The following is a 19,117-nucleotide window of genomic DNA, read 5'->3' on the forward strand; positions in this document are numbered from 1 at the left end:
GGAGTAGCGAGTAAAGTTATAGTTTGGAGATAAGGTGACAATATTAAACACAATGCGATATAAAACAAAAAAGGCGGGAACATTGCTGCCCCGCCCTTTAATGTTATTTAAAGCTGTTAGGCTACGTGTTCTGACGTTGCTTTCGCTGACAGATACTCTCTGTTCATGATAGCAATGTTCTCTAACGAGATACCAACCGGACACTCGGCAGCACAGGCTCCTGTGTTAGAGCAAGCACCAAAGCCTTCTACATCCATCTGGGCAACCATGTTCTCTACGCGTGTTTTAGCCTCTACCTTGCCTTGTGGCAACATAGCCAACTGAGATACCTTAGCAGATACAAACAACATAGCAGAAGCGTTTTTACAGGCCGCTACGCAGGCACCACAACCAATACAGGTAGCAGCATCAAAAGCCTTATCAGCCACAGATTTCCCGATAGGAATAGCATTTGCATCCGGCACACCACCTGTGTTGATAGATACATAACCACCTGCCTGCTGAATACGGTCGAATGCTGAACGGTCTACTACAAGGTCTTTATGCACCGGGAAAGCAGCAGCTCTCCAAGGCTCTATCGTTATAGTATCACCATCGCTGAAGTGACGCATGTGCAGCTGGCACGTTGTTGTACCACGCTCCGGCCCATGCGGACGACCATTGATGTATAAGCTGCACATACCGCAGATACCTTCTCGGCAGTCGTGGTCGAAAGCGATAGGGTCCTGGCCGCTGCGCAGCAGGTCTTCGTTCAGTACATCCAGCATCTCCAGGAACGACATATCCGGTGAAATACCTTTGATTGGATATGTTACCATTGAACCTGCTGATTCTCTATTTTTTTGGCGCCAAACCTTTAGTGTCAGGTCCATTGGTTTAGCATTTGGATTACTTCCAGCCATTTCTTTATTAATTACGAATTAAGAATTATGAATTAAGAATTTTAAATCGTCTGATCTCAGACCCATTACTCATTCTTAATTATTAATTAATCATTACTTATAGCTACGCTGTGTTAGCTTCACGTTCTCGAACTTCAGTTCTTCTTTATGAAGTACCGGCTCATTGCCAGTGCCTGTAAACTCCCAGGCAGCAACATAAGCATAGTTCTCGTCATCACGCAGGGCTTCGTTCTCAGGTGTCTGGTATTCTTCACGGAAGTGACCACCACAAGACTCATTTCTGTTCAGGGCATCATCCACCATCAGTTCACCAAGCTCCAGGAAGTCAGCAACACGGTTGGCTTTTTCTAAAGTTACGTTCAGTTCTTCGTTTACACCAACAACTTTCACATCTCTCCAGAACTCATCGCGCAGCTTACGGATCTCCTGTTTTGCAAACTTCAGACCTTCCGCGTTACGGGCCATACCGCAGTAATCCCACATCAACAGGCCTAGTGCTTTATGGAAATCATCAACTGTACGGGTACCATTGATAGATAGCAGCTGGTTGTTTTTAGCAATTACAGCCTGCTCTGCTTCTTTAAAGGCAGGGTGGTCTGTCGTTACTTTTGCAGTTGGGTTCTGTGCAAGGTAATCGCCAATAGTGTAAGGAATCACGAAGTAACCATCTGCAAGGCCCTGCATCAGCGCAGAAGCACCCAAGCGGTTAGCACCGTGGTCAGAGAAGTTACACTCGCCAGTCGCATATAAACCAGGGATGTTGGTCATCAGGTTATAGTCTACCCAAAGGCCACCCATAGTATAGTGTACAGCAGGGTAAATACGCATTGGGTTTTCGTACGGATTCTCGTCTGTGATCTTGGCATACATCTCAAAGAGGTTACCATACTTGGCTGCAATGGCAGGCTGACCTTCGCGCTTGATCGCATCAGCAAAGTCAAGGAATACGGCAAGGCCGGAAGCACCAACACCACGACCTTCGTCGCACATCAGCTTGGCGTTACGCGAAGCCACGTCACGAGGAACAAGGTTACCGAAAGCAGGGTATTTACGCTCTAAATAGTAATCTCTGTCTTCTTCTTTAATATCGCTAACTCTAATCTCACCTCTTCTCAGTTTCTGAGCAGTTTCAACTGTTTTAGGAACCCAAACACGGCCATCGTTACGAAGCGACTCAGACATCAGCGTCAGCTTAGACTGGTACTCGCCAGAAACCGGGATACAGGTAGGGTGGATCTGCGTGAAGCAAGGGTTAGCGAACAAAGCGCCTTTTTTGTGTGCCCTCCAGGCTGCTGTTGCGTTAGAGCCCATTGCATTGGTAGAAAGGAAGAATACGTTGCCGTAACCACCTGTTGCCAATACTACGGCGTGCGCGCTATGTGATTCTATTTTACCTGTGATCAGGTTACGAACAACTATACCGCGTGCTTTGCCATCAACCATTACCAGGTCAAGCATTTCGGTACGAGGGTACATTTTTACTTTGCCGTAAGCGATCTGGCGGTTAAGCGCTGAGTAAGCACCTAATAGCAGCTGCTGACCTGTCTGGCCACGTGCATAGAACGTACGGGACACCTGCGCACCACCGAATGAACGGTTAGCTAACAGACCGCCGTACTCACGGGCAAAAGGAACGCCCTGCGCCACACACTGGTCAATAATATCAACAGACACCTGTGCCAGGCGGTAAACGTTTGCCTCGCGTGCGCGGTAGTCACCCCCTTTTATAGTATCGTAGAACAGACGGAAAACAGAGTCACCATCGTTCTGGTAGTTTTTAGCAGCGTTAATACCACCCTGTGCCGCAATAGAGTGCGCACGGCGTGGAGAGTCCTGGAAGCAGAAAGCTTTTACGTTATAGCCAAGCTCGCCCAGGGTTGCAGCAGCAGAAGCACCGGCAAGACCAGTACCTACCACAATTACATCGTATTTACGCTTGTTAGCCGGGTTAACCAGCTTCACATTAAATTTATGCTTGTCCCATTTTTCGGCCAATGGCCCTTCCGGGATCTTAGAATCTAATATCATATAAACTATAGAATCTGGATGTTACACGAAGAAAAAGAAGTACAGCGGAATGGCTGCAAAGCCAAGGCATATCAGAACAGAGAATGCGTATCCGAACTTCTGGATAAATGGTGTATACTTTTTGTGCGTTAAGCCCAGCGACTGGAATGCACTCTGGAAACCATGGATCAGGTGATAAGCTAATGCAATCATTGCGATAACATAAAGCGCCACATAGATCGGGTTTTTAAAGGCAAGAACTACTTCGCTGTACAGGTTCAGGTACTCAGCATTCGGAACACCCTCTAATTCGCCGAAACGGGCAGGTACGAAGAAATTCCACAGGTGCACCAGCAGGAACACAAGGATAAAGGTGCCAAGCAGGCCCATGTTACGCGAAGACCAGGTGCTGTTCTGTTCAGGATGGCTGTTAGCGTACCCAACAGGGCGGGCAGCCTTGTTGCGGCGGGTAAGCACTATGGCATCATAAATATGGAACAGGAAACCTGCCACTAAAACAAATTCCATGGTACGGATAACCGGGTTATTTGCCATGAAATGAGAATAGATGTTAAAAGCCTCGCCGCCATCCTGTCTGAATAAAGTGAGGTTACCTACCAGGTGAACCACCAGGAAAGAGCACAGGAACAGACCCGTGATCGACATGATGAACTTGCGTCCGAGTGTACTGGAAAACGTTTTAGTAAACCAATTCATCTGTATTAATTAAAGGTTAAGTAAATAAGCGTTTTTAATTCTCAAAGGTACATGCGCACCTTATATAAAACAATTTTAATATCGTATTTTGAATCAATCTAAATTGCAATGCGTACGACAGAGAATCATACCTTAATAACATACATTGCCTGCAATAGTTAACAATAAAAAGTGAAAAATTAAGTTAAAGTTATACCTTTGTTTACCGCCTAATCCTACCTATATGCCAAAAAGTTTACGCTTAAGGTACCTGTTGCCGGGTGGTTTGTTGTGGGTGTTGATATTGCTGTTGGGTTCACTTACTGAGGCACAGGCTACACACATTAGGGCTGGAGATATCACCGCCAAGCGTGATACTACCCCAGACCCTAAGCCACGTCGTTTTTTCTTCACAATGGTTATGTACACGGACCGCGCCTCTCAGGCCGATGATCCGGAAGTAGAGATATCACTCGGTGATGGTAATGTCATTTTAGTTCCGCGTAAATCTGTTACGCCTGTAGGCGACTTCTCTGACCAGATAGACAAGGAAGTATTTGAATGGGAATACACGTATGGAGCCGATGGAACCTATACGGTGTCCTGGAACGGTATTAATCGTAACCCGGGTATTCTTAACATTACGCCTCCCTCAGACCAGCTTACATTTTACATTTCTACAACTATAAATGTTAGCGCCCTGCGAGGTTTTAACAGTACCCCTTTCTTTACAGTAGCTCCTATAGATAAAGCTTCTATAGGGGAGAGATGGGTGCACAACCCGGGTGCTTACGACCCGGAAGGCGATAGCCTTTCGTTTAAACTTAGGGTGCCATTGCGCAAGGACGTTGCCGGAAACATCTCTGCAGTGCCAGGCTATAGTTTGCCAGACCGGACCTTTAATTGCCGCAACTCGCAGGATACCGGGGCAGCTACCTTTACCCTGAACATGGAGAACGGACAGTTGGTGTGGGATGCGCCCTGCAGAATAGGGGAATATAACGTAGCTTTTGTGGTAGAAGAATGGCGAGTAACCGCAACCGGTGGCAGAATTAAGCTGGGTGAGGTAGTGCGCGACATGCAGATACTGGTAATAGATGCCGAAAACAACCCTCCCGTACTGGAGCCACTGGATACCTGCGTAATTGCCGGAGAAACATTTACCGGTATAGTTAGAGCTACCGACGAAGATAATGACCTGATCACGATTACGGCCTTTGGTGGTATTTTGCTGCCAGGCCCGGGAGGTTCTGCCGCACGTGCCAATTTTACGCAGCTTACAAATACACCGGGCCTTGCTACAGGCCGACTTACTTGGTCTACAGAATGTGCTGATGTGCGTGAGCGACCTTACCAGGTAATTTTCAGGGCAGAAGACCAACCAAAAGCCGGTAAAAAGCTGGCCGACCTGCAACCATGGAATATCCGGGTAGTTGGTCCGCCACCGCAAAACCTGCGGGCTGCGGGCGGTGACCGCTCCGTTAAGCTTGACTGGGACAGGTATGTCTGCCAGAATGCGGTAACAATGCGCATATATCGTCGGGAGGGACCGTCTAACTTTGTGCCTGACAGGTGCGAAACCGGAGTGCCATCCAGCACGGGTTATGTGTTTATAGATGAGGTGCGCAAAGATGCAAACGGAAACTGGCCGACTACTTATACAGATAATAACAAAGGTGCCGGTTTAAAGGCTGGTGTGCAGTACTGCTATATTATATATGCTGAGTTCCCGTCGCCGGGCCGTGGAAAAAGTATTGCAAGCCGCGAAGTGTGCATCATGGTTGACCAGGACGTGCCGTACCTGACAAATGTAACCGTTACCAACACCAGTACTACAGATGGACGGATCACGGTGCAATGGACACAGCCCCGCAAGGTAGATAAGTTAACGCCTCCTTTCCAGTACCGTTTGTACCGCAAAGAAGGACAGGCCGCTACCAATACAGGGTATGTGGAAGTTAAAAGAACCAATGTACTGTCTGATACTATTTTCAGAGACACCGGCCTGAATACCGTTGAGAAAGCTTACCGCTACAAACTGGAGTTCTACCAGTCTACTACAACGGCGGGGCCTCCGAATGTATTACGCGATACTACTTCTGCATCGAGCGTATTCCTGACAGTTACGCCATCAACCGGCGAAACTAAAAATGTGGCCTTGTCCTGGACCTATAACGTGCCTTGGCGAAATGAAGTGTTACCGCATACTGTTTACAGGCGCGAAGGCACATCCGGAACATTTGTAGCGATCGGGGAAGTAAATGCTTCTGCTACCGGAGGAAGTTTTGTGGATTCGGGTACAGAGTCGGCCCCACTGGAGCGGGGTAAAACCTACTGCTATTATGTGGAGGCCAGTGGTACTTACCAGCTTTCGGAAATAAAAGAACCATTGCTGAACAATAGCCAGCAGGTGTGTGCCGAGCTGCCGAAACTGGTTTGTCCGCCGGTGCTGACTATAGATGAGTTGAATTGCGATGAGTTCCTGGCTAGCCCGACCGAGCCACCTTACCAGAACGTGCTGACCTGGGAGCCACAAATAACCGGCGACTGTACTGATGAGATCAAGCACTATACGGTTTATTTTAAAGGACCGGGCCAGACAGATTACACCGAGATAGCGCAGGTGCCTGGCAACATTACCACTTACACGCATACCGGCCTGGAGTCATTTGCTGGATGTTATGTGGTGACAGCCACCGATGTAAATGATGTTGAAAGTGAGTTCAGTAACGAAGTGTGCAAAGACAACTGCTTCTTCTTTATGCTGCCAAACATCATTACCCCGAACGGTGATAACCTGAACGATGTATTTACACCGGATAAAAAGGCCCGCTTTATAAAATCGGTGAAGTTTACGGTGTTTAACCGTTGGGGCGTGAAAGTGTACGAAGGCAACGATAAAGACATCAACTGGCCGGGTACAGACTCTAATGGTAACCGACTGAACGATGGCGTTTATTATTACGAATCACAGGTTGAATTCTTCTCTATAGATCCGGCAAATACCTTTAAAAAGTATAAAGGCTGGGTTGAGATTGTACGATAATGTTAACTGACCGGGAAAAGCTGCAGGACAAGGCTATTGTGTTTTATGATGGCTCCTGTGGCTTTTGCCAGGCCAGTGTGCAATTCGTTTTAAAGTATAACCGCAAGCAGGACCTGTACTTTGCCATGTTGCAGAGCAACGTGCTTGAACAGGTAGCACCCCGGGAGCAAATACCAACGCCATTGCCTGATGCGATGCTGTTTTATGAGCAAGGCAAACTATACGCTGCTTCTGACGCAGCCCTCCGAATTGCCCGCCATCTTAATTTTCCGTTAGCCCTGTTTTCCTATTTCAGGTTAATTCCAGTATCTTTCCGCAATAAAATCTATAGTTTTATAGCCCGGCACCGCTACAAAATAGCCGGCCGACAGGATGCCTGTATACTTCCGGAGCCGCAACAGCGGGCAAGGTTTATAGATTAAAGGTTTAATTGTTGGATAGTTAGATTGTTGATCTTCAAATGAAGTATAACCATTCAACCATTAAGCCATTTAACCATACAACAAAATAGCAATTAACAATTATCAATAAGAATGAAGAAAGCATACGTTTTCCCGGGACAGGGTTCTCAGTTTGTAGGTATGGGCAAAGACCTGTACGAGCAGCACGACGAAGCAAAACAATTGTTTGATAAGGCTAACGAGATCCTGGGTTTCAACATCACCGAGATCATGTTTAACGGCACCGACGAGGAGCTGAAGCAAACCAAAGTAACACAGCCGGCTATTTTTCTGCACTCCGTAGCGCAGGCAGCTGTGGCTAAAGATTTTGCACCGGATATGGTGGCTGGTCACTCGCTGGGCGAGTTTTCGGCGTTGGTAGCAAGCAAGGTGCTAAGCTTTGAAGATGGCCTGAGACTGGTATCGAAAAGAGCGTTGGCGATGCAGGCAGCCTGCGAAGCAAACCCATCCACTATGGCTGCAATTCTGGGTCTGGAAGATGAGAAAGTAGAAGAAGTTTGCGCCTCTATTGATGAAGTGGTGGTTGCGGCAAACTATAACTGCCCGGGCCAGCTGGTAATTTCCGGCTCTAATAAAGGAATCGAGGTTGCTTGCGAGAAAATGAAAGAAGCAGGAGCGAAGCGTGCGTTACCATTACCAGTGGGAGGAGCGTTCCACTCACCGCTAATGAAACCAGCCGAAGAAGAACTGGCAAAAGCCATTAACGAAACCACTTTCAGCAAAGGCATTTGCCCGGTTTACCAGAACGTGGATGCCATGCCGCACACCGACCCAACCGAGATAAAAGAAAACCTGATAAAGCAGCTAACCGCTCCTGTTCGCTGGACACAGTCGGTGCAGCAAATGATTGCCGATGGCGCAACGCATTTTGTAGAGTGTGGTCCGGGTAAAGTGTTGCAGGGTTTGGTTAAAAAGATAGACCGTAATGCCGAAGTAAGCTCTGTAGAGTAAGCCGAAGTTGAACGTATAAAGTACAAACGCCCTCTCTGCTTTAAGCAGAGAGGGCGTTGTTTTTGATAACTGTTGTTTTCTTTTGATCAAGCCCAGGGTTTTAATGATGCTCCTTGGCTTCTTCGTATGTCTTCTTCACCGTGCCTGCCGGGTGCTGTGCAGGAGCATAGATGGTGTATAATTTGAGCTCCTTGTTGCCTGTGTTCTTTATATGATGCCAATAGCCGGAAGGGATAAATATCGCCCAGTTAGCAGAAACGTTTTTGTCAAAGCTCATGTCATCTTTTGATTTCCCCATACGTACCTGCGCCTGGCCCTGCTCAACCCTAAGAAATTGGTCTACGTCCCCATGTAGTTCCAGGTCTATTTCCTCCCCTGGCTTAAGCGACATAAGCACCATTTGCATATGTTCACCTGTCCACTGTGCATTGCGGTAGTTGGGGTTGTTTAACGTTGCCTGTTCTATGTCGAGCACCCAAGGCTTTTTCCCCATATCCCTGCCTTGCTGCGCAGCTGCAGTAGCCTGCTTTGTTTGGCCTGCGCTTGCCTCTGTAATTACTTCTCTCGTATTGGCCCCGTCACAACTAAACAGAAGCACTAAAATCAGAAGGCTCACTGAATGAAATATGTTTATCCTTTCCATAGACAGATATTTTATAATTAAAACGAATTTTAATATATTATGTTGAAAAAGTTCTAGTGCTTTATGGGGTTCCCGATATCCTATGTAAAACTTTGGAAAAGAAACCATCTACCATGTATTGGCTCTTAGGCTTTACACTTCTGAGCTTGTACGCCAACTTGACCCCAAAACTTTTTCAACTCAATCCGCTGCATCTGTTCGCTGGACACAGCCTTTTCAGCAAATGATTGCTGATGGAGCTACGCATATTGTGGAGTGTGGCCCGGGTAAATTTTTGTAGGGACTTGTAAAGAAGATAGACCGTAATGGGGAAGTGAGTTGTGTAGAGTAAACTATAGTTTACTGCAAAATAAGATAGTCCTTTCCTGGTATTTACAGGGAAGGACTTTTTGTTTAAATTGCTCGCCTGCAACCCTACAACTATGAAAAATAAAATCTCACTCCTTGTCTGGTTTATCGGTTTTATACTGCTGGACCTGTATTTCAATGGCATTCCCAAACTAGTTACCCTGGATGTACTGCCATGGCTGGCTTACGCTTTTGGCTTCTTTGCTGTCGCACACCTTTTCGCTAAATATATCCTGAAACTGAATGGGTTGGATGATCTTGGTCTGGAACTGAGGAAAGGCTGGTTAAAGCTGATGTTGCTCGGTTTTATAGTTGGCCTGGGCATTTGGGCACTTAAGTACCTGGTTTTTTACCAGCTGGGCAAGTTTGAAGTAACCGGCATAATGGATGGTAGTTACATAGCCGGTATGCTGGCCCAGGCGCTGCTGGCCATGTTGCTGGTATCTGCTATAAACGATGTATTGGTACGGGGCTACTGGCTACCGTATTTCCAGAAAAACAATTTAATGCCCTGGTACATCCTGGTCACCACTATACTGTATGCGCTCGATGATTCCTGGAACGAAGGGATAACGGTAGCTAATCTCTCTTTTTCGGCTGTGCTGGGAGTTTCGCTGGCTTATACGGTACTTAAAACCGGCACTATCTGGATGGCGATTGGCATACACTGGGGCAGTAACATGATGTTCCGGGCGATGGCGGGTTTTAACGGACAGGGCATCTGGCAACTGGATGGCGTAAAAGAGGGTGCTGTTTACGAATGGGTAAGTGTTTTGATAACAGCTCTGTTGTTTCCGGTGGTGTACTTGCTGCTACGAAACTATAAACGTGTAGCCCGACCCCAACAAAACTCATTAAACCAAACTCCGAAAATAGCGCTGTAATATGAACTCAGAGAACCGCAATCAAATACTAAAGCTGGTTGATGACGCCCATACCAAGGTCGAAAGTTTTTACCCCGAAACAGCTGTTTACAAAGGAACCCCAGAATGGACAGAGAAACGAAGATTATTACTAGCCGACCTTGCCCTGCACCTAACCCAGGATGCCCTGAAAGGAGAAACTATAAATGAAGCAAAGCTGAAGAACCACCTGTTTGCGATCCTAAAAATCAGTGCTGAATTTTTCCCGGAAGGTAACTTTGAAAAGGCAGCCATGCTGATTGATGAAACGATTGTAACTTCTTAAACAGCAAACTATAGTTTAATAGCAGGGCTGTTAAGTTTTCTGATCTAAACTATAGCAAAGCGAGAATTATACCAGCCAGAGTAAATAACCCAGTAATGCACCGCCAATAACTACCAAAGCACTATTCACTTTCCGGAAGCCGAAGGTTAAAATGATGCTGGCCAGGGCAATAACTATAGTTCGCCAGTCGGTTATCGTTTCGCGGCCCATTTCAAAAGCTACGGCAACTATAACAGCCACCGAAGCCACATTTACAGCATCTAAAAAGTGCTCGAACAGGGTAGAGTTGCGCATAAAACGCACAAGTGGTTTAAGCAGCGCCACAAAAACGAACGACGGCAGAAAGATACCTATAGTTGAAACCGCCGCGCCGCTCCAGCCATTGATCTGGTAACCAATAAACGTAACCGAAGAGAAAACCGGCCCCGGTGTAAACTGCCCCACAGCAATCGCGTCTATCAATTGTTGCCTGGTTAAAAGCCCGGTACTTACCAGTTCCGTATCCAGGAAAGCAAAAAGCACATAACCGCTGCCATACAATACAGACCCGATCTTCAGGAAAATAAGGAATAGTTTTGTGTTGCTGACCGCCTGTATAGTTGTGCCGGCCATCTGCATCACCGCAACTATAGAAAAGCTGTGAAACTTAGATTTCAGCCTATTACTCCGGATAGCGGCCAGTAGTAAGGCAACCAGTCCGGCACCGAACATCACATAGATCTCGCTCACCCCAACTATAGCCAGCACTAACGCCACAAACCCGATAATGGCTAAGGTTATAGTTTTAAGAGATTTGCGGGCCAGTGGATACACAGCAGCCAAAATAATGGCAATAATGGCCGGTTTAATGCCATACAGGAAAGGTTGTACCTGCGGCAATTGTCCGTAGGTTTTATAAAGCCAGGCGAAGACGCCGGTAATGAAAACCGCAGGCAGAATAAAGCAAAGGCCAGCCACCAGCAAGCCCCGCCATCCTGCCCGGTCGTAGCCGATGTGGATGGCCAGTTCGGTACTATTCGGTCCTGGGATTAAGTTGGTCGCGCCGATCAGGTCCAGGAAGTGCTGTTCGCTCATCCATTGCCGTTTGGTTACCACTTCGTCCTGCATCATGGCAATGTGCGCAGCAGGCCCACCGAAGGCTATAAAGCCTAGCTTCAGGAAAAGTTTGGTGAGTTCCTTTAATTCTGTGTTCGTACCCATCCAGGCTATTTCTACATCCTATCTACTGACTTACAGTGCTGCCGTGGCGGGCAATAATTTGCTTTACAAGTTCAGTTCCCATTCGCTGCGCTTCCAGGTTCAGGCTGTTCAGGTGGGCCCTGGTAAAGCCCTTTTTTGAGCTCCAGCTGTTGGTTATCTTTTGTTCTTGGTTCGGGATAGTGGTAGTAGCTTTAAAGGTCTGGTCCACTGGTGAGTGTAGTTCGTATGTGGCCTGCAAATCAACAGGAACAGGTGTGATACTTTCTTTGATGTCAGAAACGGTTACAAAAAGCAGATATACCACATCGCCTTTGTTCTCATAAACAAATTTTCCGGGTGCCTGCTGCAGGTTTATCACTACTTTCTTATCACCGAGGTGCTGCTTCAATTGTAGTTCATCAGCTGCTTTGTAAATCGCGTTCCGTACCAAAAGTGCAGAAGTATAAGGAGCGATCTCGCAGTTCAGAGTGGAGTTCCAGCCCCAGTATACAAGAGCCGGTACAAAGTAATTCTGTCCTTTTGTGAATGTATTGTGGGTTGCCGCTGAGTCAGGTAGGTTTATAGTTAGCCAGTCGTGCTGTTGTGGGGTTGCAGCTATAGTTTCTGTACTTTGGTTTACCGTTTTTGAAATTTTGCCTAAACCTGCGCAACCAGATAAAAGTGTACTGATGATGATTGCGTAAAAAATCTGTTTCATAAAAAGGGTGGTGTTATAGTTAAGTCTGTTTTGACGGTCTGCAAATTAAGATTTTACAATAGATATTTTTTTTGAGCAACCTTATATTTCGGTACTTATAGGCCGGCCACTTCTGGACCATTCGCTCCAAGAACCCACGTACAGTTTCGGTATTCTCAGGCCAGCTTGTTCAAAGGCAAGTATAGTAAGGCAGGCAGTAACGCCAGATCCGCAATGTACAATCACATTTTCAGGTTTACGATTGCCAAGAGCTTGTTTATACTTTGTTTTCAGGGCTGTAGGGGAGAGATAAAAGCCTTCTCGAGTTAAGTTGCCTGCAAAAGGAAAATTGACTGCACCAAGGATATGGCCTGCCACTAAATCAATAGGTTCAGTTTCGCCACGGTAACGGGCAGCTTCGCGCACATCAATTACCAATGCATCCGGGTTTTGAGCCGCCTCTGCTACGTCGGCTATAGTTGCGGTCGGCAATTGCCAGGTAGTATGCGGGTAGGGTGGTTGTTTTACAGTTACCTCCGAGCCAGAATTTACAGGTACTCCGGCAGCCAATGCGGCTGCATAACCTCCATCCAGCACCTGCACTTTTTTATGACCGATTGCGCGCAGCATCCACCAGAAACGTGCTGCAGCGTTAGCTCCATTTTTGTCATCATACACTACCACATGGCTTTCCGGAATTATCCCAAGGTTACCCAATAGTTCCGCAAATGTGGCAATGTCGGGTAGAGGGTGTCTGCCGCCATCAGCAGGATCAGCCGACTTTTGGGATAAGTCTGTTTCCAGGTCTACAAAGAGTGCACCGGCCAGATGTTCTGAACTATAGTTTTCCTTCGCTTTAGGGCCTGTTCGGGCATCAATCAGTACCAGGTTTTTGTGCTGATAAAGGTTTATCAATTCCTCAGGTTTAATGATTGGAAGCATAGGCTATAGTTAAGAAGTGAGTGGAATTTCTGAGAAGGTATTGTGAGTAATTGATTTGCTATGGTTTTAGCTGAGACAAGTTTATATGCTTTTATTACCTATTGGTTTTCTCGGTTTGTGTACTATCGTCACCGTCTCCATAATAACTTTTTTCCCATTCCGAAATATCTTGTTCTTGTATCAGTTTTAGCCTTTCCTTTTCAGTTAAATGGGTATTAATAATGACGTACATTATGCTACTAACATAAAATAATAAACCTAAAAATATAATCCATATCCTCTGTTCATGCATTCTTTTATAACCATCACGTTTAAGATTCCAACCAAATAATATAGTTGCAGGGAGTCGTAGAAACATAAAAAACATTTCAATCGGATTATACTTTACAAGAGCTCTTTTCTTCATCTCACATTTCAACTCTGCTTGATAATCCCTATTCAGTTTCTCAACCTTTTTCTCCTGTTCAAGAGATGATATACCTCTTCTTTCCAACTCCAATTTGGCTTGAATTACGGCTTCAACCTGCCACTTATCTGGGAAGTTTGCTATTTCAATAAGCTCGTCAGATCCTCTTTCTTCTATTGGTGGATGAAAATTCATGTCTTCAGCTTACGGGTAACTATATTGCAAAGTCAAACATGCGTTTATCTACAAACTATAACTATCCTTCCACCGCAATCTTCAGCACCACTTTCCTCACCATACTTTCACCAGTAACCATAGCGGCGTGCGCATCATCCGGGTAAAAAATAGTGAAAGAGCCAGCTGGTACATCAAACCAATTATCCGTTTTATCCGGGAAAAAGGCAGCTTCGCGTTCTTCGTTATAAGGGTCGTTGGGTTCGTAGCAAAGGGCCAGGTCTTTCCAGCCCATGTGGTCGGTTCCGGAAATGATATACTGAATGTCGATATACTTGCGGTGCACTTCCAGTTTATAGTTGTCTTTGGTTACGCCAGCTGCTTCCGAAACAATAGCAAACAGTTTACGGCCTTCAATTTCGTGCACGCCGGTGGCTATAGTTACCAGGTCGGTTTCCTGTAAAAATTTAAAAGCCTGTGCAAAAAACGGGTGCATACAAACGTAGCGGTCGGCGTTGGCAAGTTTATCGAGAACCATGATTTATAGTTAGAAAGTTAAAAAGTTTAGAAGTTAGAAAGTGATCAGGTAAGTATAAACTCCTTTGCCTTGTGTCCGTTGTCAGATAGTCAAAAAAACCTTTGTCAGAAAGTGCAACAACATCGAACGAAACACCCGTTCATACTTGTTATAAAATGCTAAATTTGCCTTAAATTAAGAGATAACAATTGATCTATCCAGAAAATTTTGAAATAAAGATCGGGTTTTCGCAGGTGCGCGAAATGCTATCGGAGCTTTGCCTGAGTGCATTGGGTCGCCAGTTCGTAAACCGCATGCAGTTTCTGAACCGCCACGACCTGGTGCAGCGACTTTTACAACAAACCAACGAATTTAAAGAACTGCTGGAGTCTGATGCCGAGATTCCGCTGAGTCATTACTTTGATGTAACTTCTTACCTTGACCGGGCTGCAATAGAAGGGACTTTCCTGGACGTGATCCAGTTCTTCGAAATCAAAATGTCGTTGCGTACCATCCGCGATTCGCAGCGCTTTATTTCCGGTACCGAAGAAGGAAAGTTTGAAGCTCTGAAAGCCCTGGGAGCCGATGTAACCGTAGAGCGCTCATTGATAGCGGCCTTAGATAAAGTGGTAGATGATGCCGGCGCCGTACGCGACGATGCTTCTCCTGAACTACAGCGTTACAAACGCGACCTCATCGCGCAGCAGGCCATACTTCGCAAAACTATAAGCTCGATCATCAGGCACGCTAAAAACGAAGGCTGGACACCCGGTGATGTGGAGCCAACTATACGCGGAGGCCGTCTGGTAATTCCGGTAATTGCCGAGCACAAGCGTCGCATAAAAGGTCTGATACATGATGAGTCGAACACAGGGCAAACGGTTTACATTGAGCCGGAATCTATCTTCGAACTTAACAACGATATTAAAGACCTGGAGAATGCGTATCACCGTGAGCTGATCCGTATTTTAACTGGTCTTACCAATACATTGCGTCACCACATTCCGGAGCTGCGCAAAGCATATCAATATTTAGGTTTGCTGGACTTTATAAGAGCCAAGGCAGCATTTGCGCGTAGGGTAGAGGCCTCGATGCCTAAATTAAACAAGCATCCGCACATCGCCTGGAAGCAGGCCATACACCCGCTTTTATACTTGTCGCATAAGCAAATGGGTAAACCAACTATACCCATGGACCTGGAACTGACACGCGACCAGCGCATACTATTGATCTCTGGGCCAAACGCCGGTGGTAAATCGGTGAGTTTAAAAACGGTTGGCCTGGTGCAATACATGCTGCAAACTGGTATGCTTATTCCGGTGGCAGATGGCTCTGAAGCGGGTATCTTCCACGATATTTTTATCGACATAGGGGATGAGCAGTCGATTGAGAATGACCTGAGTACCTATAGTTCGCACCTGACCAACATGAAGAAATTTGTGACGGTAGCCGACAGTAAAAGCTTGGTGCTGATAGATGAATTTGGGACAGGTACCGAACCGGTGCTGGGTGGCGCTATTGCTGAGGCTGTGTTGCAAACGCTCAACAACAGCAAGGTTTACGGTGTAATAACCACGCACTATACCAACCTGAAGAACTTTGCCGAGAAAAACCCGGGCATTGTGAACGGTGCCATGCGCTACGACCATAAAAACCTGCAGCCGCTTTATCAGCTGGAGATTGGCAAGCCGGGTTCGTCGTTTGCCATCGAGATTGCCCGTAAAATTGGGTTGCCGAAAGCTATAGTTGATAAGGCCAGCAGCCTGGTAGGTAAAGACAAGATACGCTACGACCGCTTGCTGGAAGAACTGGAAACCGAAAAGCAGGAACTGGAAAAGAAACTGGCCGAAGCTACCAAACTGGAGCAGAAGCTTAAACGCAATGTAAAGGAATACAACGACCTGAAAAACTTCATAGAAGAAAGTAAGCAGGACGTAATGCGTGAAGCCAAAGGCAAAGCCAAGCTGTTGCTGAAAGATGCTAACCAGAAAATAGAAGCAACTATACAGCAGATAAAGCAGAGCCAGGCCGAAAAGGAAAAGACCAAAGAAGCACGCCGCGTCCTCGAAACGTTTGCCAACGAGCAGGTGCGAAAAGAAGAGCCGCGCCCGGCACATAAACGGATTACTGCGAGCGGCCCTCTGAAAGAAGGCGATAACGTGGGGCTTATCGGCCAGGATTCGGTAGGTAAGATCGTAAGCATAAAAGGCAAAACGGCAGAAGTAATGTTTGGAGGCCTTAAAACTATAGTTAAAGTCGATAATCTGGAGCGTGTGGAAGCACAGGTGGCCAAGCAGAAAAAAGCAGCAGCCAAAGCTGAAGAAGGCTATACCCGCGGCATGAACATTACGCAACGCATGGCCGATTTCGGAAACACCATAGACATACGCGGGGAGTACGCCGAAGAGGCCCTGACCAAAGTGATGAACTTTACCGACGAAGCCATTATGCTGGGCATACCTGAAATAAAGATCATACACGGCCGTGGCAATGGCAGACTCAGACAAGTGGTGCGCGACTACCTCTACTCGGTGCCGGAAGTAGCCAGCCTGGGTAGCGAAGCCGAAGAACGGGGCGGCGATGGTGCAACCTTAGCCGTTCTGAAATAACAAACTATAAACAACAAAAAAGGCTCCTGCATCAGGAGCCTTTTTTGTTTAGAGCTAACTATAGTTACCTCACGAACCGGTATTCTACACCTCCATAAACATAAAAGAGTTCATCATTATCTAGTTTAGAAATAACGACAGTATATTCATCACCTCCAGTTTCATCAAATACGATTACCCGATCATTATTCTGGTATTCCCATTTTCCTTCAGCCACAACATCACCATCATACTTTTCATTGTAAGTGCCGTCTCTTTTAAATTCACTGGTGTATAGCGTCCAGTCAAAGCCCTCATCCTCTAATATTTCATCGGTTACGTCTTCATCATTAAAATAAATGGCATTGCCTGCCCAGACACCGGCTGTCAGCATACTAACATTCGGGTTAACATCATCATCGTCGTCGTCGCAGCTAACCAGGAATAATGGAAAAAGCAGCGCGATTAAAAAATAGCGTAGTTGAAATTTATGCATAGCTTTTAAGTTTAGGTATAACAGATTTTAAGAATTGAAAGGCTGGTAATGCTTTTACTTAAGATGTTTGTATTTTGATGTGTAAAAGCTCTTAATTATGCATATAAACAAAAAAAGGCTCCCCGAAGAGAGCCTTTCTGATGTAGTAATATAGATTATTTCTTAAACCTTAATTCGATCGTTTCTTCGCCGGTACCCATGTAATCGCCTTCAACCCATAGTTCTGTGGCTGTCAGCCTGTTTATATCAACAATGATCTCATCGTCTGTGTCGGCATCCATTATGATCTGGGTCTCATTGTTTGTAAACTCCCAGGTACCTGATTCTGAATCGCCATCCAGGTTGCCAGTGTAGGTACCATCTGCATTAAAATCAACGGTTGCCGACTTTATATCCAAAAAGCCGGAAAGTTGCTCTGTGAAATCTGCTCCCTGGTAATAGATCTTATCACCGGTCCAAACGCCTGCTGTTAGCATAGCTTCCTTGCCCGGATCAACGTCATTGTCGTCATCATCGTCGTCGCAGCTAACCATGGTAACTGTGAAGAGCACGGCAAATAGGTAAGTGAGGAATTGAAGTTTTTTCATGATTCGTAGTTTTAGATTGTACAACTAAGAATAGTAATTCCATTTAAACCAACTATAGTATATACTTATACTACTTAAGATGGGATGGAATTAGTACCTGTATCAGAGCAGAGTACGCATGAAGCAAGCAAATGTTTGAAGCAGCTGCCTGATGTACACAGAACCTTAACCAACTATAAAATTACAGGTTTATGAACTGCAGAAATCGTATTTAAATAAGCCTATAGTTGTAGCGGCAACCTACATGATATTCACTTCCGGGTGCAGGCTTATCCCAAACTTTTCCTCAACGGACTTAATGATGTCGAAAGCCAGCTGACGCACTTTTTCGCCGGATGCGCCGCCATAGTTTACCAGCACCAGCGCCTGGTTTTTGTGCACGCCATAGTTGTCGATCACTTTGCCTTTCCAGCCGCATTGCTCTATCAGCCAGCCAGCAGGCACTTTCACGGCCAGCTCCGACACGGGGTAAGCGGGCATTTCGGGGTATTGCTCTTTCAGGATATCATACAGGATGATCGGGATCTCAGGGTTTTTGAAAAAGCTGCCAGCGTTGCCGATCTGTTTCGGGTCCGGTAGTTTGCTCTGGCGAATATGGCACACGGCAGCGCTAACATCCTGTATAGTTGGCTGCGTGATGTTCATCTCGTCCAGGGTGGTTTTGATGGCGCCGTAGCTGGTATTTAACCGGTGGGTTTTGTGCAGCCTGAACGTAACCGATGTAACTATAAACTGGCCTTTCAGCTCGTTCTTGAATACACTTTCGCGGTAACCAAACCGGCAATCTTCGTTGGTGAAAACCTGGGTCTGGCCGGTTTCCAGATGCACTGCTTCCAGTTCATAAAACACATCTTTCAGCTCTACACCATAAGCTCCAATGTTCTGCAAAGGCGCCGCACCCACTGTGCCCGGAATCAGCGAAAGATTCTCAACGCCGCCCAGGTTATGCTCCAGGGTATACAAAACAAACTCATGCCATACCTCGCCGCCGCCGGCTTTTACATAGGTATAGTGCTCATCTTCACGGATGATCTCAATGCCTTTTATGCCGTTCTGCAACACCACACCTTCATAATCCTTCGTGAAAAGCAGGTTGCTGCCACCGCCCAGAATTAGCTTCTGTTCCTGCTTCAACTCCGGCATTTTCAATAACTCCTGAAGCTCCTGCACACTATCGAAGCGGGCAAAAAGCTTGGCATTTGCTTCAATCCCAAAGGTATTATAAGGCTTAAGCGGAAAATCAGACTGCAGTTTCATAGGCACGTATTTACAGCAAAGATAGGGAATGC

At 46.2% G+C, this 19,117-nt stretch carries 18 protein-coding genes and 1 pseudogene; 7 read left to right on the plus strand and 12 right to left on the minus strand.

What is annotated here, in order from left to right:
• Nucleotides 1–116: 116 nt before the first annotated feature.
• The 3 genes from ABS362_RS06105 to ABS362_RS06115 all read right to left on the minus strand — a co-directional run bounded on the left by ABS362_RS06105 (nucleotide 117) and on the right by ABS362_RS06115 (nucleotide 3,626).
• The gene (locus ABS362_RS06105) at nucleotides 117–872 is read right to left on the minus strand and encodes a succinate dehydrogenase/fumarate reductase iron-sulfur subunit (protein WP_350411587.1); all 756 of its coding nucleotides are present in this window, start codon (nucleotides 870–872) and stop codon (nucleotides 117–119) included.
• Between the two features lie 123 nt (nucleotides 873–995).
• Entirely contained in the window at nucleotides 996–2,930 is a 1,935-nt protein-coding gene (locus ABS362_RS06110; RefSeq protein WP_350411487.1) for a fumarate reductase/succinate dehydrogenase flavoprotein subunit, read from the minus strand.
• Nucleotides 2,931–2,951: 21 nt separating this feature from the next.
• Entirely contained in the window at nucleotides 2,952–3,626 is a 675-nt protein-coding gene (locus tag ABS362_RS06115; RefSeq protein WP_350411489.1) for a succinate dehydrogenase cytochrome b subunit, read from the minus strand.
• A gap of 223 nt (nucleotides 3,627–3,849) precedes the next feature.
• Between ABS362_RS06115 and ABS362_RS06120 the strand changes: the two genes are divergently transcribed.
• The 3 genes from ABS362_RS06120 to fabD all read left to right on the plus strand — a co-directional run bounded on the left by ABS362_RS06120 (nucleotide 3,850) and on the right by fabD (nucleotide 8,063).
• Entirely contained in the window at nucleotides 3,850–6,651 is a 2,802-nt protein-coding gene (locus ABS362_RS06120) for a T9SS type B sorting domain-containing protein (protein WP_350411490.1), read from the plus strand.
• Nucleotides 6,651–7,073: a thiol-disulfide oxidoreductase DCC family protein gene (locus tag ABS362_RS06125; RefSeq protein ID WP_350411491.1), complete on the plus strand. Its 423-nt coding sequence runs from the start codon at nucleotides 6,651–6,653 to the stop codon at nucleotides 7,071–7,073. The genes ABS362_RS06120 and ABS362_RS06125 overlap by 1 nt, the downstream gene beginning before the upstream one ends.
• Before the next feature lie 111 nt (nucleotides 7,074–7,184).
• Nucleotides 7,185–8,063: an ACP S-malonyltransferase gene (gene fabD, locus ABS362_RS06130; protein ID WP_350411492.1), complete on the plus strand. Its 879-nt coding sequence runs from the start codon at nucleotides 7,185–7,187 to the stop codon at nucleotides 8,061–8,063.
• A 100-nt stretch (nucleotides 8,064–8,163) separates the two neighbouring features.
• Here the strand turns inward: fabD and ABS362_RS06135 are convergent, their stop codons facing one another.
• Entirely contained in the window at nucleotides 8,164–8,679 is a 516-nt protein-coding gene (locus ABS362_RS06135) for a cupin domain-containing protein (protein WP_350411493.1), read from the minus strand.
• A 208-nt stretch (nucleotides 8,680–8,887) separates the two neighbouring features.
• Between ABS362_RS06135 and ABS362_RS06140 the strand changes: the two are divergent.
• From ABS362_RS06140 to ABS362_RS06150, 3 genes and pseudogenes are all read left to right on the plus strand, one after another.
• A pseudogene (locus ABS362_RS06140) lies at nucleotides 8,888–8,986 on the plus strand (ACP S-malonyltransferase); the annotation flags it as partial.
• A gap of 142 nt (nucleotides 8,987–9,128) precedes the next feature.
• Complete coding sequence (locus tag ABS362_RS06145) at nucleotides 9,129–9,938, plus strand: CPBP family intramembrane glutamic endopeptidase (RefSeq protein ID WP_350411494.1); 810 nt, start codon at nucleotides 9,129–9,131, stop codon at nucleotides 9,936–9,938.
• 1 nt (nucleotide 9,939) lies between these two features.
• Entirely contained in the window at nucleotides 9,940–10,242 is a 303-nt protein-coding gene (locus ABS362_RS06150) for a hypothetical protein (protein ID WP_350411497.1), read from the plus strand.
• A 66-nt stretch (nucleotides 10,243–10,308) separates the two neighbouring features.
• Here ABS362_RS06150 and chrA read toward each other — a convergent pair whose 3' ends face one another.
• The 5 genes from chrA to ABS362_RS06175 form a co-directional block, all read right to left on the minus strand.
• Nucleotides 10,309–11,442: a chromate efflux transporter gene (gene chrA, locus ABS362_RS06155; protein ID WP_350411499.1), complete on the minus strand. Its 1,134-nt coding sequence runs from the start codon at nucleotides 11,440–11,442 to the stop codon at nucleotides 10,309–10,311.
• A 22-nt stretch (nucleotides 11,443–11,464) separates the two neighbouring features.
• Nucleotides 11,465–12,139, minus strand: a complete 675-nt coding sequence (locus tag ABS362_RS06160; protein ID WP_350411502.1) for a hypothetical protein — start codon at nucleotides 12,137–12,139, stop codon at nucleotides 11,465–11,467.
• A gap of 81 nt (nucleotides 12,140–12,220) precedes the next feature.
• Nucleotides 12,221–13,060, minus strand: a complete 840-nt coding sequence (locus ABS362_RS06165; RefSeq protein ID WP_350411505.1) for a sulfurtransferase — start codon at nucleotides 13,058–13,060, stop codon at nucleotides 12,221–12,223.
• 94 nt (nucleotides 13,061–13,154) lie between these two features.
• Complete coding sequence (locus tag ABS362_RS06170) at nucleotides 13,155–13,661, minus strand: hypothetical protein (protein ID WP_350411507.1); 507 nt, start codon at nucleotides 13,659–13,661, stop codon at nucleotides 13,155–13,157.
• Nucleotides 13,662–13,722: 61 nt separating this feature from the next.
• Nucleotides 13,723–14,178 (minus strand): NanQ anomerase/TabA/YiaL family protein, encoded by a 456-nt coding sequence (locus ABS362_RS06175; RefSeq protein ID WP_350411508.1) that lies wholly within the window; start codon nucleotides 14,176–14,178, stop codon nucleotides 13,723–13,725.
• 188 nt (nucleotides 14,179–14,366) lie between these two features.
• On the opposite strand from ABS362_RS06175, the gene ABS362_RS06180 reads away from it, so the two are divergent.
• The gene (locus tag ABS362_RS06180) at nucleotides 14,367–16,766 is read left to right on the plus strand and encodes an endonuclease MutS2 (protein ID WP_350411509.1); all 2,400 of its coding nucleotides are present in this window, start codon (nucleotides 14,367–14,369) and stop codon (nucleotides 16,764–16,766) included.
• Between the two features lie 64 nt (nucleotides 16,767–16,830).
• Here ABS362_RS06180 and ABS362_RS06185 read toward each other — a convergent pair whose 3' ends face one another.
• The 3 genes from ABS362_RS06185 to murB all read right to left on the minus strand — a co-directional run bounded on the left by ABS362_RS06185 (nucleotide 16,831) and on the right by murB (nucleotide 19,085).
• Nucleotides 16,831–17,241 carry a hypothetical protein gene (locus tag ABS362_RS06185; protein WP_350411511.1) on the minus strand — a complete coding sequence of 137 codons (411 nt, stop codon included), beginning with the start codon at nucleotides 17,239–17,241 and terminating at the stop codon, nucleotides 16,831–16,833.
• A 155-nt stretch (nucleotides 17,242–17,396) separates the two neighbouring features.
• Nucleotides 17,397–17,828 (minus strand): lipocalin family protein, encoded by a 432-nt coding sequence (locus tag ABS362_RS06190; protein ID WP_350411512.1) that lies wholly within the window; start codon nucleotides 17,826–17,828, stop codon nucleotides 17,397–17,399.
• A gap of 240 nt (nucleotides 17,829–18,068) precedes the next feature.
• On the minus strand, nucleotides 18,069–19,085 hold the full coding sequence (murB, locus tag ABS362_RS06195) for a UDP-N-acetylmuramate dehydrogenase (RefSeq protein ID WP_350411513.1): 1,017 nt from the start codon (nucleotides 19,083–19,085) through the stop codon (nucleotides 18,069–18,071).
• Nucleotides 19,086–19,117: the final 32 nt, after the last annotated feature.

Origin of the sequence: Pontibacter populi, from assembly GCF_040278685.1 — a bacterium.
Classification (GTDB): Bacteria; Bacteroidota; Bacteroidia; order Cytophagales; family Hymenobacteraceae; genus Pontibacter; species Pontibacter populi.

Bases quoted from the DNA above. Each gene is read 5' to 3' on its own strand.
- ABS362_RS06105 (WP_350411587.1), bottom strand. From the start codon at position 872: ATGGACCTGACACTAAAGGTTTGGCGCCAAAAAAATAGAGAATCAGCA.
- ABS362_RS06110 (WP_350411487.1), bottom strand. From the start codon at position 2,930: ATGATATTAGATTCTAAGATCCCGGAAGGGCCATTGGCCGAAAAATGG.
- ABS362_RS06115 (WP_350411489.1), bottom strand. From the start codon at position 3,626: ATGAATTGGTTTACTAAAACGTTTTCCAGTACACTCGGACGCAAGTTC.
- ABS362_RS06120 (WP_350411490.1), top strand. From the start codon at position 3,850: ATGCCAAAAAGTTTACGCTTAAGGTACCTGTTGCCGGGTGGTTTGTTG.
- ABS362_RS06125 (WP_350411491.1), top strand. From the start codon at position 6,651: ATGTTAACTGACCGGGAAAAGCTGCAGGACAAGGCTATTGTGTTTTAT.
- fabD (WP_350411492.1), top strand. From the start codon at position 7,185: ATGAAGAAAGCATACGTTTTCCCGGGACAGGGTTCTCAGTTTGTAGGT.
- ABS362_RS06145 (WP_350411494.1), top strand. From the start codon at position 9,129: ATGAAAAATAAAATCTCACTCCTTGTCTGGTTTATCGGTTTTATACTG.
- ABS362_RS06150 (WP_350411497.1), top strand. From the start codon at position 9,940: ATGAACTCAGAGAACCGCAATCAAATACTAAAGCTGGTTGATGACGCC.
- chrA (WP_350411499.1), bottom strand. From the start codon at position 11,442: ATGGGTACGAACACAGAATTAAAGGAACTCACCAAACTTTTCCTGAAG.
- ABS362_RS06160 (WP_350411502.1), bottom strand. From the start codon at position 12,139: ATGAAACAGATTTTTTACGCAATCATCATCAGTACACTTTTATCTGGT.
- ABS362_RS06165 (WP_350411505.1), bottom strand. From the start codon at position 13,060: ATGCTTCCAATCATTAAACCTGAGGAATTGATAAACCTTTATCAGCAC.
- ABS362_RS06170 (WP_350411507.1), bottom strand. From the start codon at position 13,661: ATGAATTTTCATCCACCAATAGAAGAAAGAGGATCTGACGAGCTTATT.
- ABS362_RS06175 (WP_350411508.1), bottom strand. From the start codon at position 14,178: ATGGTTCTCGATAAACTTGCCAACGCCGACCGCTACGTTTGTATGCAC.
- ABS362_RS06185 (WP_350411511.1), bottom strand. From the start codon at position 17,241: ATGCATAAATTTCAACTACGCTATTTTTTAATCGCGCTGCTTTTTCCA.
- ABS362_RS06190 (WP_350411512.1), bottom strand. From the start codon at position 17,828: ATGAAAAAACTTCAATTCCTCACTTACCTATTTGCCGTGCTCTTCACA.
- murB (WP_350411513.1), bottom strand. From the start codon at position 19,085: ATGAAACTGCAGTCTGATTTTCCGCTTAAGCCTTATAATACCTTTGGG.